Here is a 16,509-nt window from a genome sequence, read left to right as displayed (position 1 = left end):
AAACCTCACTTTAATCTTTTATTGAAATGGATGACTGAAAATCCAGCCATCCAAATGCTTTTATTTTTTATGCTGCTTTTTTACGTTGCATCAAGTTAGCTGCTAGAAATAATAGTGTTCCTACAACCATAATGATAGCTGAAATGTAAAATCCATTTACTTTTGAACCTGTCGTATCTGAAATCACACCTGTTAACCATGGCGCTAGCACAGATGAGCTCATTCCGAAGAAGTTAAACACACCAAATGTTGTGCCATAGCCTTTTTTAGGTGCAGTATCCCCAATGTATGAAATGATGATAGGCTCTACTGCTAATTTACCTAATAATCCATAAAGGATTAAACCAATTAATAGCACACTTGAGTTAGGTGCCATCACCGTTAAAATCAACATACCTGCTGCTAATAATTCTAAAATCACAATAAATTGAATTTTTTTACCTTGGAATTTATCTGATAAACGACTGAAGAACAATGCTCCTGGAATAGATGAAAAGGCAACTAATGCTGCTGAAAACCCAATCGCTACGCCTTCAAACCCTCTTTCTTGCTGTAAGAATGATGGCAACCAAGTCACGACCATATAATAACCATAACAAGTAGCAAAATATAAGACATAAGCAGCCAACATATTTGGTGAGAATAATTTCGCTAACGAGACTTTATCTTCTGGATCATGTTGTTTGGCTTCCATTGCTTTCGTTTCAGCTGTTGCTTTTGGTGTTGAACGAATGAATTTCGCAAATACAAAAGTTAAAACTAATAAAAGAACCGTTACAAGATACATCATTGTTTGCCATGGTAAGTTCATTTGTTTGACTAGTAAACTAGATAAAATCAAACCAATTCCCATTCCAATCGCTGAACCACTATTAATAATAGCTGTTGATAAACCACGACGTTCTGAGGAAATATTTTCAGAAGATAATGAGTAAGCTGAACCATAATACGTTCCGCAACCAATACCTGCTAATAAACTACCTGCATAAATCATGCCGATGCCATTTGCATTGGCAATTAAAACTGTTGCAATGGCAAATAAAAGGAACCCAGGAATCATGACCACTTTTTTACCAAATTTATCTACTAAAATACCAGCTGGAATTTGCATCCCAGTATAACCAAAGAAATAAAAGCTTGAGATGGCTCCTAAAGCCCCATCACTTAAGTCTCCACCAAGGGACGCATTCAATTCAGGAAAAATTGGAGATAAAGCTGAACGATAGATCCAAATAACTGTCCATCCTAAACAAAGCATGATAATAATTTGTTGCCAATAAGCAATACCCATCTTTTTCTCTACTGTTTGATTTTCCACTTTTTTTCGCTCCTTTTTATTCTGTATAAGCTAATTCATATAATGCTGCAGCTAATGTTTTCACACCTTCAACTAAGTCAGGTAACTCAGTATCTTCTGCTGGGTTATGGCTAATGCCACCAATACTTGGTACAAAAATCATTGCAGTCGGAATGTGTGGGGCAATAATTTGTGAATCATGTCCTGCACCACTATGCATCGTACGGTAATTAACCCCTGCTTTGTCTGAAGCTTTTTTCAAAACATCAATAATTTCAGTATCCATTGGAACAGGTGGTTCATTCATCCATAAATCAATCTCAATTTTCATGCCCATTTCGGCTGCAATTTGTTTCATATCTGCTTCAACTTCAGCAGTGAAATCATTTAAGGCTGCTTGATCAGTATGACGACAGTCCATTGTAAATAAAACCTCTCCTGGTACAACATTCACTGTATTTGGTTTTGGTTCAACTTTCCCAAAGGTTAATACTAATGGTTCACCAATCACTCTAGCCTTATCAATGGATTGTGAACAAATTTTGCTAAAGGCATAAACCGCATCTTTACGATATTTCATTGGTGTTGTTCCCGCATGGTTTGCTTCACCTTTCAAGACAATCGTATAACGTTTTTGTCCAACGATGCTTGTAACGACACCAACTGATTTTTGTTCCATTTCTAGGACATTTCCTTGCTCAATATGAATTTCAACAAAGGCTTTAATGTCCTCACGAATGGCTTCATCTTCTTTTTTAAAGTCAAAGCCAGCTTGACGCATCGCATCCACAAATTTCACACCATTGAAATCGGCAATATCCATGACATCTTCTTTTTTTGCTTCATTAAATAGGTTTTTACTTCCCCAGAAGGCAAATGGGAAACGGCTACCTTCTTCTTCTGCCATTGAGATAACTTCTAATGAACGTAAAGGTTGGCCATGCTCTTCCTGTAACATTTTCATTGCTAAGTAAGCTGCCACCACACCAAATTGTCCATCTAATTTACCGCCATTTACAACTGTATCAATATGTGAACCTGACATAATCGTTTCATTTGGATATCTTGAGCCTTCAATACGACCAAATAAATTGCCAATGCGATCAAATTTAGTGGCCATGCCAATTTCTTCTAATTTTGCTTTGACGCCATTTTGTGCTTCCAACCACGTTTCATCATAAAGTAAACGTGTTGTTCCTCCTGTTGGGTCGGCTCCAATACCAGAAATCCATGCAACATTTTCCAAAACTTCTTTATCTAACTGAACCATCTAAATCTTCCTTTCTCTGTCTTATTCATAACAACATTTCATTTGTAATGCGCTTTCATTGTAAGCGTTTTTCACAAAAAATACATTGTACGATAAAACCAAATAGCAATTAAAGTTTTGTGCAAATTGAACAATTATTTTTTTATCAGGTTCTACTATAGTTAACAGAAGTAAAAGCAGTCATCACAAGCTTTGTATTAGATAAAGTTCGTGAACTAATGCACAAATTTTATCAATTCTATTTTTGAAAGGTGTTGTTATTTTTTTATGCAATCATTTACAAATTTCACATACTTTAAAACAGCTGCTTATTCATTAGAAGCTTCTTTTTATCCTGCTAAAAATCAGGTAAAGAACAAAACCATCATTTACTTTCATGGTGGTGGCTTAATTTGGGGCAATCGTTTTGATTTACCTGACAGCTATATTCAGCAATTTTTAGAGGCTGGTTATCACTTTTTAACGGTAGACTATCCCTTAGCACCAGAATGTACTTTACCCGAGATTTATCATGCAATCCAACAGAGTATTTTATGGTTTAGTCAAGAAGCTGCTTCTACACTTGGCATTCATTCTACTCAGTATTTCTTATTTGGTCGTTCTGCGGGGGCATATCTTGCCTTTTTATGCGGAAAAGATAAAAGCTTACCTACACCACAAAAAATCATTAGTTTTTATGGATACCCTCGTATTAATGAAAGTTTTTATTTACAACCAAGTAGCTACTACTTAAAGTTTCCACGATTTGCAAAAGAATTGGTACAAGCAATGAAACAGCCAATACCAATTGTGAATGGCACTCTTGAAACAAGATATGGTATTTACATTTATGCACGACAAGCAGGCGCTTGGTTAGACCTTTTATTACCAGATAAAACGACGATGCAAGACTATTCTTTAACAGATACTGACTTAGCACAGCTTCCACCTACTTTTATTGCACAGAGTAATCAGGATCAGGATATTCCCTATCAAGTTGGGCTACAGCTGCAGCAACTGATTCCTCAAAACAAGTTTGCTATGGTAACGGGTTTACCACATGATTTTGATAAGAATACTGAAGATCAACAAGCAAAAAAAGTCTATCTGGAATTGATAGACTGGTTGGATAAATAGAATGAAAGAAGCTCTTTAGAAAAGTCTAAAGAGCTTCTTTTTATGGTGCAAAATCTCCCATTTTTTGTTTGAGATAATCCCAACTGTAAGGCCGAGGTGCATCAGTTGTGAGTGGTTTAAGATAAATGGTTAGCCAATATTCCTCTTCTGTTTGATAGTCTAGGATTGGCAGTGTCGTTGGAATCCCTTTATCTTTGGCCTCGTGTTGTTTGTTTGTTGCTGGATCTTTAGTACTTGCAACATATCCCTCATATTGATAGTATTCTGGAACGATAGGTCGCATTTGATAACACCAATGGTCAAAAGTTAGCTCTAATTGTTTCAATACAAAAGTTTGATCTGTATCATCTGTTAATATTGGTGTTTTTAGATTAACATTAGAAGCGACTTTTCCAGTAGTATCTTGATTCTCTCCTACTAAGTAACCTGTTGTAGGTATCACTAAGTCGGCTTGTGAATCTAAGACAACATGGCGAATATTTAGTTTAGCTGGACTGCCATAAATAGATGCGGAAGGCAGATGATTGGTTGCTTTCTTACCTGTACTATCTTGATAATCAAATTTTACTTTATAGGATTCGTTGGCTTCTGTGACTAAATTCAATCCTGTTAAGCTTTTATCTGGATCTGTAAAGCTTAAGTCTACTGTGAGATTACTTACAGGTAACGCTGTCGCGCCCCATTTCATTTGGTAATCCCATGCTGAAGCATAGGCTAGACTTTTCACTTCATCAGAAGTAATGTTTTTTACTTTTTTAATAGACGCTTCAAAGTCAAAACCATAAATCACCATATTATTTTCAATTTTTGTCGTATCATCTGTGACAAAAACGGTGACTTGGACAGTTCGATCTTCATAGGTAAAGGTTAATGGATAAGGACGAATAATTTTTGATTTCTCTTCAGCAGTGATTGCAGTATCATAAGTCACTTTCGCGTCTTTAATGGCTTGTAATTCTGTTTGATTCACTTTTGCAACATCTTTGCTTGCTGTACCATCATCTATCAGAATCCCTTTACTCTCTGTATGCCAGGCTTTAAGCGCTGCTGCTGACTTAGCAGATAGACGATCTAAACTTGTTACATCTTTAATATCAATTCCAAAATTACCTGCACTTAAAAAGTTCTCTGGATTTGTTTTGTCATAATCTGTATTTTCATCCACTCCATTTAATAACCGGGAAGCTGCGGTGACTTGGTTGGAGCTATCTTTGATGAAATATTTAATCCATTGTGGACCAGTTTCTGTTTTATTTAAGCCTAGTCCTTTCCAGTCGATTGGATTTGTAGGTGCATTTGGATTTCGATTGATGGTTGCCTGAAGTTTTGCTTGCTCACCATTTAAATTATCTCCTATATCAAAGGTGTCATAAGCTTCGACATCTGATAACAAAGCTTGATCCCAGTCAATGGACGGTTCGTCCATTTTAACAATCAGCTTATCATTAAATTTGATACCTGGAGGATAATCATCGATTTTTTTCATCGCGCCAAAAAAGATATTTGAAATTGATTCGGTGCCAACTTTTGTTACCCATCCAGAGCCAATTGGTGGCTTAGAAAATGTTTTAGATTGGGTATTTCCCGCTACAAATAAATTACCCTCAGCATCCAGTGTGTCTATTTCAGAAAAGTTAACTGGCATGCCATCTTCGACAAGTATCCCCGTAGCATTGATGACATTAAAATCGTCATCTAAATATGCCAATACAACACCAGGTTCAAGATTCCAAGGAGCGAATTCACCAATTTTTGGTTGCCAGACACTACCATAAAAAACATACTTTATTCCGTCACTATTGGGTTGCTTTTGCATTTGTAATTTAAATGACGTATTTATTGGATATTTTTTGATTTCTTTCACAGCATAAGTTGATGTATCTAATTGATATAATACTGTAGCATCTGGTTCATGCCTATAATAATAAATTCTTTCTTGATTAGATATCTCATGAAGAATAACACTATCAGTAGTGTGATGATCTATTCTCTGCGAAAGAAGTTGTCCAGAGTAGTTCCATTTATAAAAGAATATTTTATAATTTTTAGGTGCATATTGATTATAATATCTTACCTTACCAAAATAGCCATCACCTGTATCTCTCAAATCAACAAGTTCAGTTCCATAATATGCAGTCATTGGTGTTAAAATAGTTGAAATTTTTTCATGTTGCAAATCAACTAATTTAGTATATGTATTTAGAATCGTATTAAATTCATATACTTCTAATGATTGAGGTTCTGGGGCTGGTGGATGATCTGGATCATCTGTCCTTCTCTCCCAAAAACCATAAGCTAGAAATTTCGTTCCACCCCATAATGGTCTGACAGCTTCTATACTTTGTGTGAAAGAACTCGAAATGGTTGATCGATGAACAATGTCAAAAGTTGTGCTTTTATTTTCTATTACAACTAGTCTTCTTTCCTCAAATAAACCAGCTCCTCTCCCCGTATAAATAATACCGTATCGTTGATTTCCATAAGGAATAATCGGAGAAGCATTTGCACTATGTAGACCACTTAGAAATGTATCAGTTGTATTAAAAGGATTATACGGCATCCCTGTCTGTATGTTTTTTTGATCTAATATCTTACCATTTTTATTCAATTTGAGGATATTAAGTGTATACAAGGCAGGTGGAGAGTCAGACTTCCCCATATCTCCATCATTTCTTGAGCTTGAAACAAGCAAGTAATCGCCTTCTTCATTCAACTGTTGGATATAACGATTGCCCTTAACCTCCATCGTATCACCAGAAGTTGTACTGTAAGAATTCAGTTCTATTTTTTTGAAATTTGGCTTTACACCCTTTGCTTGAACATAGTCGTTAGGAAGAGCATTTTCTACTTTTCCAACTGCATCCATTGGGACTTCGAATGGGAATGGGGTATTTTGGTCAATTGTCACACTGCTCATTTTAGTTGTTATTTTTGATGTTTTTTCTTCTTTTGCTCGAATATTGTTCGTTGTGGATAAAAGTAGCAATAGGAATACTAAATTTAAACCAACAATGATCATTTTTTTAATTGAAATTTTATGTCTCAAAGTATCATTCTTCCTTTCCTCAAGTTAGCAAAAAACACTTGTTTAATGCAATAAAAAGAGGAAATAAAGAAAAAACTGTTAAAATCTTGGTAGAACAAGATTTTAACAGTTTAGATACTGAATAATATTCTTTTTTTTAGTATAGAAAATAGGTATTGCATTAAACAAGTGTTACTTGCAACTACATATTATCTCATCAAGAATCCAGTGTCAACAAGGATTCTCATTCATTTTCTGTAAGGAAAAACGTTTTGTTATTAGTTTATAAGAAAGTTTATTTAAAACTCAAGAGAGACCTGTTTCATAAAAAGTAAACATTTTCTTAACATATGAAATCTGCTGTTTTCTTTTTAACTGTTTGATGACTTGTCCAACCGTTTCTCGTGTTGTCCCACTACTTGTTGCAATTTCTTTGATTGTCAGTGGGTAAGGAATCTTGATGATGCCAGGTGAAACTTCCTTACCCAATGTTTTTTTATAATAGGTTAAGCTTTGCATAATGCGTTCTAACGCACTTGGATTTAAACAATACTGTAAACGTCGTTCTTGTTCTTCAAGTGTTTGAGATAGTTTGCGCAATAGGAAAAGCATTTGCTGTAAATTATCCTGACAGATTTTTTCAAAGGGTGTTGTCGCAATATAATAAACATCCACATCTGATACAGCATAAGTATCGAAATGATACAGGGAATCGTTAAACAAGCCACCATAAGGAAACAAATCCTCTTCTTTGATAAAATCTAAAAAACAAAATTCAGCTGTTTCATCATAGCGCTCAACTCGTACCATGCCTTTTTTTAGTATATATAAGTAACTCCGTTCATCTGCTTCTCTAAAAATACATTGACCTTTTTTGATTCTTTTCTCATATAAATGCTGAGTCAATGTTTGAAACTGTGTATCATCTAGTTGAGAAAAAATGGGGTGCGTTCGTAAATGTGAAAAGCGATTTGGTTTACTTGGACCCTCTCTCATTTTCCCACCATACTACATAACCAATTGCCAAATGCAGACAACAAACAAAATGGCAAAGATCATCGCAATGACTGATTCAATTTTGGTAAAGACTTTTTTCTGATAAGATTTTCTTACCCAAATATAAATCAGTGTTCCTGGTGCAAATAATAGGACTGTTAGCAACAAATACCAAACACCTGATGCATAAAGTAGCCATAACATATACAGACTAGAAACAATCCCTAAAATCGCATTTCGCATAAAATCAGCATTTCCTTTTGTTTGGAAGGTATACTTCACTTGATAAAAGGCAATAAATGCATAGGGAATCAGAATCATTGAAGAGGATAAGGACGCCATTAAAGTATAGGCCTTATCTGTAAATAAGAAGCTAAATAAAAATAGCTGAACAATCACGTTGGTTACTAGTAATGAAACAATCGGTGCACCTTCTTTATTTTCTTTCAAGAAAGGTTTAGGGAAGGTTTCATTTTTAGCGGCTTGATAACCACTTTCTTCAGCTAATAAGGTACAAGAAATCCAAGCGCCTAAAATTGAAATAATGACACCAATATTGACAATCACTGCCCCAGCTTTACCAATAACAGATTCTAAGACATAAGCCATCGCTGGTTGAGGTAAGTTGCGCAACTCATCCTGTGTCATAATCCCATAAGAAAGTACAGTTACTAGCATATAAATCAATGTAACCGTTGCAAAACCAATGATGGTTGCTTTCCCTACATCACTTCTCTTCTTCGCACGACTAGAGAAAACAACTGCACCTTCAATCCCAATAAATACCCAAACAGTAATGAGCATCGTTCCTTTTACCTGTTCAATCACGTTACCAAATTCAAAATTCCGACTAAGCGTACCCCAAAAGTTTTCAGTAAAAATATTACTCTTAAAAGCAAAGATGACAAAAACTAAGAATAAGGCTAAAGGAACAAGCTTAGTGATGGTCACAATTGTATTCACAAATGAAGCTTTTTCAATTCCTTTTAAAATCAGCACATGAATTAACCATAAAACAACGGATGCGCCAATAATCGCATAAATATTTTGACCGCCTTCAAAAATGGGAATAAAATAGCCAATGGCACTAAACATTAAGGTACCAAATGCAACGTTTCCTAAAATAACAGAGACCCAATAACCCCAAATGGAGTTAAATCCCATATAATTGCCAAAACCTTCTCTTGCATAGCTATAAATTCCTGCATCTAAATCAGGTCTTTTCGCATTCAGATTTTGGATACAAAATGCTAATGAGCCCATTCCGACACCTGCTACCAACCAACCAATCAATGTTGCGCCAGCTGAAGCGGTATTCGCCATATCGGACATCAGGTTAAAGATACCACCACCAATAATTGAACTCACAATTAGGGCAATGAGTGCAAATAAGTTTAAGCCTTTATTTTGCGTTTCCAAAAAAAGCACCTCCTTATTATTTCACAATAAAAGAGGTACGATATTGCTATCATACCTCTTTCAATTCACGGATTGGCTTAAAATCTAAGAGATAAGCAGCTTAAACCGCCATCAATTTTACGGTATTCAGAAGTATCCACTACTAATACTTTATAGCCTAAATCTTCAATTTTCTTTTGTACAATTGGATAGCCTTCTGGCACAATAACAGTGTCATTTACCCAAATACAGTTTGCACCATATGCTTCATTCATTTCAATTTCAATACGATTGAATTTTTCAAATTCTGGTGCTGTTTTAAATTCGCCTGCTACTAATAGGTTATTATTTTCTAAGTAAGCTAACCCTGTTTTCAAGTGTAACATTTCTTTCATTTCTACGATAGAGCCTGTTAAGCCATATTTTTCTAAAATGGCAATCATTTGGTTGGCACCTTCACGGTTTGTACGAGCAGATTCACCAATATAGAAGTGATCTCCAACCATCATAATGTCACCAGCTTCAACTGTTCCTGGTGCTTCAATGCGTTCAATATTTTCATAAAAACCTTCTAATGCTTCTAACATATCTGGTAAAATTGCTTCTTTTCTACGTGATTCTGCACCTGGGCGTGTAATAATCGCACATTTACTTGTACATAATGCAACGTCTTCAACAAAACAAGAGTCAGGAAATTCTTCTTGAGGTCCTAAAACAGTAACATTGACACCACATTTAGTTAAAGCGCTTACATAGTTCTCGTGTTGCACAATTGCTTTTTCATAAACAGGCGTGCCGTAATCCACACTAGTAATTCCTTCTGAGATAGATCTTGATGGTACACGAACAATGACATTTTTGAACATGATTCATTCCTTCTTTCTTTTTATTATGTATACAGTATACAATGTACAAACCGGAAATAATGAGAGCAATTTCACATTTGTAAAAAGTTTTTTTATTTTTATGAGCAAACATCTGAAAAACACTGTAACAGCCGGATTTCTCAGCAATGATTTTATTTATTAAAAAAATAGCGTTCAGTTGGAAGCTAAATAAAGAATGAGGACGACACAAGTATGAAACAAGCCTACTGGTATTTTCAGTGACCCCTTCGAAAGGTTGTTCTTCTATTTTTTTCCTATAAATGATATATTATGAATAGCGTAAATTAACAGGTAATAATATAGAGGGGATTTCGTACAATTATGAAAAATTATCTATCATTAAAGGATCATGTTTATAACCACATTAAAAATTTAATTGATACCGGTAGTCTAAACAAAGAGGATAAAATTGTAGAACAACAAATTGCTAATGAGCTTGGAGTAAGTCGGACACCTGTTAGAGAAGCCTTACTACAGCTAGCAAGTGATGGCTACTTGGAAAACATTCCTCGTAAAGGCTTTAAAATTAAAGAGCTGACTGAAAAAGACCAAGAGGATATTTACCAAGTGATTGGTTTATTAGATGGTGAAGCTGCCTCTTTAGCGGTTGATTACTTAACAGAAGAAGATTTTCAACAAATGAATTTTTTAATTGATTCAATGGATATTGCGGTTAAAAACGAAATGTTCCCTAAATATAATCAATTGCAAAAAGAATTTCATGATGTTTATATCAATAAATGTGGGAATCAAAAACTGATTGAAACCATTGAACAGTTGAAAAGGTACTTATTAAATAGCGACTATACGATTCAAAAAAATGAGAATTTAAGCGCATTGCTTGATGCAGCAAATAAAGAGCATAAACAGATTGTTACTTATTTAAAAGAAAAACAAAAAGAAACTGCTCAAAGATATATTCAAGAGGTTCATTGGCATACTAAAAATGCTGAATACGATACATGGTAAAGAGCAGCTGACTGTTAACCATCATGCAAAAACAGCAAATAGATCTGGATTGGATAAAATGTGGCCATTTTATCCAATCCAGTTTTTATTAAGGGCAATAAGTTATGCTAGTAGACGAATTGTTGTTTTATCAGTATAATGAATTGGCTTGCGTTCATGAAGATAGCTGTCGATTTTAGTCGATTGATATCCAGTCTTTCAGTTCTATAATCCCTTTGAGACTGAAAAATAGTAGGAGGATGTTTATGTCGTTCAAACAATTTTGGGAGTTAGCTGAGGTTTATACCCTTCCCTTAAATATTTTTTTATTTTTACTTGGAATTTCTTATGGCCATTATCACTATTCAATTACACTGGGATGGGAATTGCTGATTTGTTTAATCATTATCTTTTTGTTCCATATTGCTGTAAATATTTTTAATAACTATATGGATTTTAAAAATGCCAAGGATGATTTTGATGATTATAAAATGACAACCAATATTATTGGTAGAGATCAATTATCTTTAAAGCTGGTTCTTTATTTATTTTTGATTTTCTTATTGGCTTCTGGCATTTTAGGGGCTTTCCTTGTGATTCAAACCGGATGGCCAGTCTTTGTTTTTGGTGTGATTGGCTTTTCTGTGGGGATTTTTTATTCAGCTGGGCCAAGGCCTTTAAATAGTTTGCCCATTGCTGAAACTGTTACTTCATTAGCTATCGGATTTGTTATTCCTTTAGTTAGCACTTATTTAGCTACCTATCAACAATCACCACTTACACTAATAGATTTTGGTAAGGTTCTTTTAATTGCGCTGCCTACTGTTATCAGTATGTTTTGTTGTTTACTTGCAAACAATACCTGTGATTTAGAGCAAGATATTGAAAATGGCCGTCATACTCTTGTTTATTTTATTGGTAAAAAAAGAGCGGTCCAATTATTTAAAGGCTTGATGTTGTTTGTCTTTATTTGGACAATTATTTTAGCAATTTTTAAATTAGCGCCACTCTCAATTCTAGGGCTACTGCTTCTTTTCCCACTTGTTTGGAAAAATTTGCAGCCTTACTTTAAAGAACAGATTAAACTCAAAACATTCCCTAAGGTCATTGCTTCTTTTTCTTTAGTGATTGTTTGTTATTCTTTATTATTTTTCTTTGGTGCATGGTAAATAAAAGTCATCCTTTAGTTTTATTTCTAACTAAAGGATGACTTTTTTCGTTAAACAGCTAATGATATCGTCTGGATTTCTTTAACCTGCCAATACATTTCTCTAATTTCCTCCTCTATTAGCTGTAGCTTAATATTCTTTGGAAAAATAATTTTCCTGCGAAAAACGAAATCATGCTCGTTACTAAAGGTCACATCAAACAGTAACACTTCCTCTATTTGAAGTAAGTCTTCTGAGCCTTCCACTTGTAAGGCAACTGCACCTTGATAGGGCACATACTCTTCTAGATAGATTGGCTTATTTCGAATATGCCCCTCATACCAAAAGTTCATTTCATGAATTTTGATTGCCTTCATTTCTTGTAATTGCTTTGTAATCAATTTAGTATGATAGGCTTTATCATTTTTAATAATACAAAATAGACTATGCTGTTTTGTATCTAGGGTGTCATAAATGACTAAAAATATATCTGCCTCTGTATAGTTTTCTGCCACTAATCAGCGCTCCTTCCCAAGCCTAGCGTTCCTACACTATTTATGTGATTCTTTTCTGAACACTTTTTGCTTTATTACTAGTTTTCCCTTTTTTAATTCTTGCTAATTTTTTTATTGGTAAGACTGATTTTTTTCATTCGATTGGAATAGTATCCAGCGAAATCTAATGACATTTCTTCAATGGTTTGTTTCTCCCCACATTTTAATAATCACTATCGTTTTTCTAATGTTAAAATGAACACAGTGTACTAAGCTTCATCATTCACAATTTGAGAAGGGGGACAAATGGAATGAAACATTTCTTTATGCAAGCAATTGATATCCAAAAACACAATATACTAAAATCAATCCTCTTAAACGAGCATGGGATTGGCGCAAAATACATCATGGACAAATTTGGCATTTCTTCTACTAGTACACATCGCTTTATTCATGCAATTAATCATGATTTAACACTGGCTTTTCCAAATGATACGTTAGCTATTGTTTTACGGAATAATAGTTATCATATCAATTCCACTAACACACACCAAAATGCTTTTGTCCTAGATACATTGCAAGTTTATTATGTGCAACACTCAATTGAATACAATATTATTCATAGTCTTTTAACAAGGAGATATATGAGTGTTGGCCAACTAGCGTTAGAATTAAATATTAGTTCTTCTCAATTATATAAATATCTTAAAGGCGTTCGGAAAATGCTACAGCTATTTCATATCAAAATTGAGTTTAATCATCATAAGAAACAGACGAATTTAACCGGAAATGAAATACATATTCAATTCTTTTTATGTCAGCTTTATTGGCATCTTTTTAAAGGGTTAACCTTACCTTTTAAGAAGTTATCCTTACAAACTAGTGAGGATATCCTAAAAAAATTTCCTCATTTATTACCATCTCAAGCGGCAAGAATTCAATATATTTTTACCATTTCAGAATGGTCTGCTGCTAGAAGGAAGCACCCAGTTAAATTAGAAAAAGAATTTGTTGATATTCTTTTGTCTTTTGAGCATGAAAGTACTTATACATCTAAAAATTTTCTTATGAATAAGTCTCATTGTCATCCTCATGAACAGCATCTTTATCATTTTTTATTATGTTGTTTTGTGGCTGATTTAGATACGGATGAACAGAAGGTGCTTATTGCTAAGCGGATTATTTCCCAATCAACTCCCCTTGCAATGGTTGCGCAGCAATTATTAAATTATATGCTAGAACAATTTTCTATTCAATTGCCGGACACAAGCTATTATATCTACTATTATTATTTGATGATTACAATTGTCCAATTAAAATATGTGGGTGTTCATTATCATTCAATGTATCAAGAGGAAGAGGATTTCTTAACACAAACTGCCTTCGTTGCAGTTGAAGAAGCATTGACACGTTTTTTTATGTTGGCTAATAAAAAAACAAGTACACCTTATCCTTTTGATATAACAGAAAATAATCTTCATTACTTAGTATTTTTCTTTCATCCCTTTTTAACACTTCAAATGAAGAAAAAAAGGGAGCTATTGATTTGTTTGCATATTTCTAAAAAGCTGTATCTGAATTATCTATTAAAACAACAGCTTATGTCGATTTTTGGAGAAGAAAATATTGTTTTCACTCGTGATATCACAGTTGCTGATCTCATCATTTCTGATACCTTACAGGAGGATACAACCTTTACAAACTTTTTCTTTTTTGATGATATTTATGATGATGAAGCCTGGAACAATTTATTGGTTTTTATCACTTCTATGTTGCAAAAAAGATATTCCTTTAATCAAAATGACTTATTTTCTAACAGCATCAATCAAGATTACCCAATCATCCAAACATGCTAATAATGTTGAAATAAATAATGCGCAATTTAGCTAGGCTTATGCCCTTGAATTGCGTGTTATTTTTTATGCGCATTGCTTAAACAGTAAAAAGGCAACAAAAAACTAGCAGATAAGACGAAACTTAAAAGCGTTTCACCTTATCTGCTAAATACTTATCGCTACTAGTCAAAACTAAGAACGAGTATTTCCAATGAGCCAACAAGTTGATTGCTAGCCTTTATTTCATGTTTTTAGTATCATTCATCTTTAATCAATATAGATAATCGAATCATTACTTTCGATGCCATTACTGACTTGATGAACAATGACTTGATTGCCTTTAAAAGCATCTGTTTCTGAAACATTTACAATATAATTTCCTGCACTATCAGCTGTGCCATGATACTCTCTACCTGATAAAACAACTACAATTGAGGCATGAGGATCTGCTTGTCCTGTTACTTCTTTTGCGCCGACAAGTACTTGATTAATAGAAGGTGCAAAAGGGTTTACCAGAATATATTTTTGTGAAGATTTTCCAGTAGCACGATCTGATACTTTGACTAAAACATTTGTCCCTGCTGGATAAGCTCTTGAAAATGAAACTTCATAGCTTCCATCAGAATTGGCAACGCCTGTGTAAACTCTATTTCCAATAATGACTTCAATATCCATTCCTGGATTTGTTTGGCCTGTAATGATTGTATCTCTTGAGAAGGTTTGGTTAACACCTAGTTTGATAGTACCTAAAATAACACTAGTGTGAAGGGAATCACTCCTGTTACCTCTCCCATCATAAGCATAGGTTTCAATTAATGTTCCTTTACGATACGTACTATCTAATTGAATGGTAAAGCTACCATCATTACCAGATACTGCTTGATAGACATCAGCACCAATAATGAATCTAATCGACATATTTGGTGTTGTCACACCACTTACAACTAAGCTATCTTCTGTTACATCATTGATTTTGGGTTTTGTTAATTCAACAGCTCTTTTTAAAACAACTGTTTTTTCAAGCTCACTTTTTAGACCATTATCTTCACTATAAGCTGTAATTTCTGTTCCAGCAGCATAAGTTTTTGTTAATTGAATAGTATAGTCTCCATTGCTATCTGCATAGCCAACGTATCGGTCTCCAGCAATTGTTAACATCACTTTTTTGGTGCCATCTGCTTTGCCTGTTACGACTGTTTGATCATCATAGACAGCTTCAATTGTTGGTTTACATGGGGCAACATGTCGTGCTTGAACATATGTTGTTCCTTGCGGACTTTGTAAGTTCCCTTTTACTGTATGCGCACTTACTTTTGTTCCCGTTTCATAAGTACGAGATAACGTGACTAAGAAATCACCATTTGAATTGGTTTTACCTTTATACTGGACTCCTTTAATGGTCACAATGACCTCACAATTTGGATTTGCTTTTCCGCTGACCACTTGGTGATCATTATAGACTGCATCCAATTGTGGTTGGGTTAAGCTTGGCACTGGTATTCCTGCTTGAACAGTAGTTGTTGTCCAAGGACTTGGTGTATGTGCATAATATTGCTGTGTCTGAATTCTTGTGCCTGCAGTATATTTTTGCGCACCGATTTTAATTGAAAAGTAACCTGTTGCAGATGCATAACCCGAGTAGGCGGTGTAGCTGTTGCCAAAACGAGCATAAACAAGGGCGTTGGGACGCGCATATCCTGTTAAATAGGTATCTGATGCTTTATAAGTATTTACTTGAGGTGCACTAACGGTAAATACTGGTGGCTTAATCCACCAGCAACGAGCTTGCATCTCAAATCCTGCGCTATTCATATCAAGATTTGCTTCCGTTTCGATTTTTGGTAACACCATCCGTGGATGAAATAATTCATCTAATTCATTTGCTTGATCAGCTGACGACGCTAATACGAAAGGTTCACTTTTCTTTTCAGATGCTTGCGCCACTAATGGGCTAAAACTTGAGAAAATAGTTGAACATAAAATAACTGCTGCTAAATAACGCTTCTTTTTCATAAAGAACCTCCTTGTTTGTTGAAGTAAAGGGATAAGTTGCTCCCTAATCGGAACAGCTTATCCGCTTACTTTTTCTATTCGT

At 34.5% G+C, this 16,509-nt stretch carries 12 protein-coding genes; 4 read left to right on the top strand and 8 right to left on the bottom strand.

Annotated features, from left to right (window positions below):
• Nucleotides 1-67 precede the first annotated feature (67 nt).
• Nucleotides 68-1,291: an MFS transporter gene (locus BMW29_RS00675; RefSeq protein ID WP_092649679.1), complete on the bottom strand. Its 1,224-nt coding sequence runs from the start codon at nt 1,289-1,291 to the stop codon at nt 68-70.
• A 43-nt stretch (nt 1,292-1,334) separates the two neighbouring features.
• The gene (gene allC, locus BMW29_RS00670; RefSeq protein WP_092649294.1) at nt 1,335-2,567 is read right to left on the bottom strand and encodes an allantoate deiminase; all 1,233 of its coding nucleotides are present in this window, start codon (nt 2,565-2,567) and stop codon (nt 1,335-1,337) included.
• Between the two features lie 267 nt (nt 2,568-2,834).
• On the opposite strand from allC, the gene BMW29_RS00665 reads away from it, so the two are divergent.
• Nucleotides 2,835-3,683: an alpha/beta hydrolase gene (locus tag BMW29_RS00665; RefSeq protein WP_092649293.1), complete on the top strand. Its 849-nt coding sequence runs from the start codon at nt 2,835-2,837 to the stop codon at nt 3,681-3,683.
• A 40-nt stretch (nt 3,684-3,723) separates the two neighbouring features.
• Here BMW29_RS00665 and BMW29_RS00660 read toward each other — a convergent pair whose 3' ends face one another.
• The 4 genes from BMW29_RS00660 to BMW29_RS00645 form a co-directional block, all read right to left on the bottom strand.
• Complete coding sequence (locus BMW29_RS00660; RefSeq protein ID WP_092649292.1) at nt 3,724-6,729, bottom strand: hypothetical protein; 3,006 nt, start codon at nt 6,727-6,729, stop codon at nt 3,724-3,726.
• A gap of 285 nt (nt 6,730-7,014) precedes the next feature.
• The gene (locus tag BMW29_RS00655; RefSeq protein WP_092649291.1) at nt 7,015-7,704 is read right to left on the bottom strand and encodes a Crp/Fnr family transcriptional regulator; all 690 of its coding nucleotides are present in this window, start codon (nt 7,702-7,704) and stop codon (nt 7,015-7,017) included.
• Between the two features lie 12 nt (nt 7,705-7,716).
• Nucleotides 7,717-9,123: an arginine-ornithine antiporter gene (gene arcD / locus BMW29_RS00650; RefSeq protein WP_092649290.1), complete on the bottom strand. Its 1,407-nt coding sequence runs from the start codon at nt 9,121-9,123 to the stop codon at nt 7,717-7,719.
• Nucleotides 9,124-9,200: 77 nt separating this feature from the next.
• Nucleotides 9,201-9,968, bottom strand: coding sequence for a dimethylarginine dimethylaminohydrolase family protein (locus tag BMW29_RS00645; RefSeq protein WP_092649289.1), 768 nt, complete (start codon nt 9,966-9,968; stop codon nt 9,201-9,203).
• A 342-nt stretch (nt 9,969-10,310) separates the two neighbouring features.
• On the opposite strand from BMW29_RS00645, the gene BMW29_RS00640 reads away from it, so the two are divergent.
• A complete protein-coding gene (locus BMW29_RS00640) occupies nt 10,311-10,958 on the top strand; it encodes a GntR family transcriptional regulator (protein WP_245706201.1) in 648 nt (215 codons plus the stop codon).
• A gap of 245 nt (nt 10,959-11,203) precedes the next feature.
• Nucleotides 11,204-12,106, top strand: coding sequence for a UbiA family prenyltransferase (locus BMW29_RS00635; protein ID WP_245706200.1), 903 nt, complete (start codon nt 11,204-11,206; stop codon nt 12,104-12,106).
• A 50-nt stretch (nt 12,107-12,156) separates the two neighbouring features.
• Here BMW29_RS00635 and BMW29_RS00630 read toward each other — a convergent pair whose 3' ends face one another.
• Entirely contained in the window at nt 12,157-12,600 is a 444-nt protein-coding gene (locus tag BMW29_RS00630) for a hypothetical protein (protein ID WP_092649286.1), read from the bottom strand.
• Nucleotides 12,601-12,890: 290 nt separating this feature from the next.
• On the opposite strand from BMW29_RS00630, the gene BMW29_RS00625 reads away from it, so the two are divergent.
• Nucleotides 12,891-14,435, top strand: coding sequence for a helix-turn-helix domain-containing protein (locus BMW29_RS00625; protein ID WP_092649285.1), 1,545 nt, complete (start codon nt 12,891-12,893; stop codon nt 14,433-14,435).
• A 246-nt stretch (nt 14,436-14,681) separates the two neighbouring features.
• On the opposite strand, the gene BMW29_RS00620 is transcribed toward BMW29_RS00625, so the two are convergent.
• Complete coding sequence (locus BMW29_RS00620) at nt 14,682-16,427, bottom strand: Ig-like domain-containing protein (RefSeq protein WP_092649284.1); 1,746 nt, start codon at nt 16,425-16,427, stop codon at nt 14,682-14,684.
• Between the last annotated feature and the right edge of the window lie 82 nt (nt 16,428-16,509).

The sequence above is a fragment of the Isobaculum melis genome (assembly GCF_900111355.1).
GTDB classification, from domain to species: Bacteria; Bacillota; Bacilli; order Lactobacillales; family Carnobacteriaceae; genus Isobaculum; species Isobaculum melis.
The sequence above is the reverse complement of the archived record's forward strand: the minus strand, read 5'-3'. Positions and strand labels throughout refer to the sequence as shown.

Coding starts and splice junctions, on each gene's coding strand:
- BMW29_RS00645 (WP_092649289.1), bottom strand. CDS start 9,968: ATGTTCAAAAATGTCATTGTTCGTGTACCATCAAGATCTATCTCAGAA.
- BMW29_RS00665 (WP_092649293.1), top strand. CDS start 2,835: ATGCAATCATTTACAAATTTCACATACTTTAAAACAGCTGCTTATTCA.
- BMW29_RS00655 (WP_092649291.1), bottom strand. CDS start 7,704: ATGAGAGAGGGTCCAAGTAAACCAAATCGCTTTTCACATTTACGAACG.
- BMW29_RS00635 (WP_245706200.1), top strand. CDS start 11,204: ATGTCGTTCAAACAATTTTGGGAGTTAGCTGAGGTTTATACCCTTCCC.
- BMW29_RS00675 (WP_092649679.1), bottom strand. CDS start 1,291: ATGGGTATTGCTTATTGGCAACAAATTATTATCATGCTTTGTTTAGGA.
- BMW29_RS00625 (WP_092649285.1), top strand. CDS start 12,891: ATGAAACATTTCTTTATGCAAGCAATTGATATCCAAAAACACAATATA.
- BMW29_RS00620 (WP_092649284.1), bottom strand. CDS start 16,427: ATGAAAAAGAAGCGTTATTTAGCAGCAGTTATTTTATGTTCAACTATT.
- allC (WP_092649294.1), bottom strand. CDS start 2,567: ATGGTTCAGTTAGATAAAGAAGTTTTGGAAAATGTTGCATGGATTTCT.
- BMW29_RS00640 (WP_245706201.1), top strand. CDS start 10,311: ATGAAAAATTATCTATCATTAAAGGATCATGTTTATAACCACATTAAA.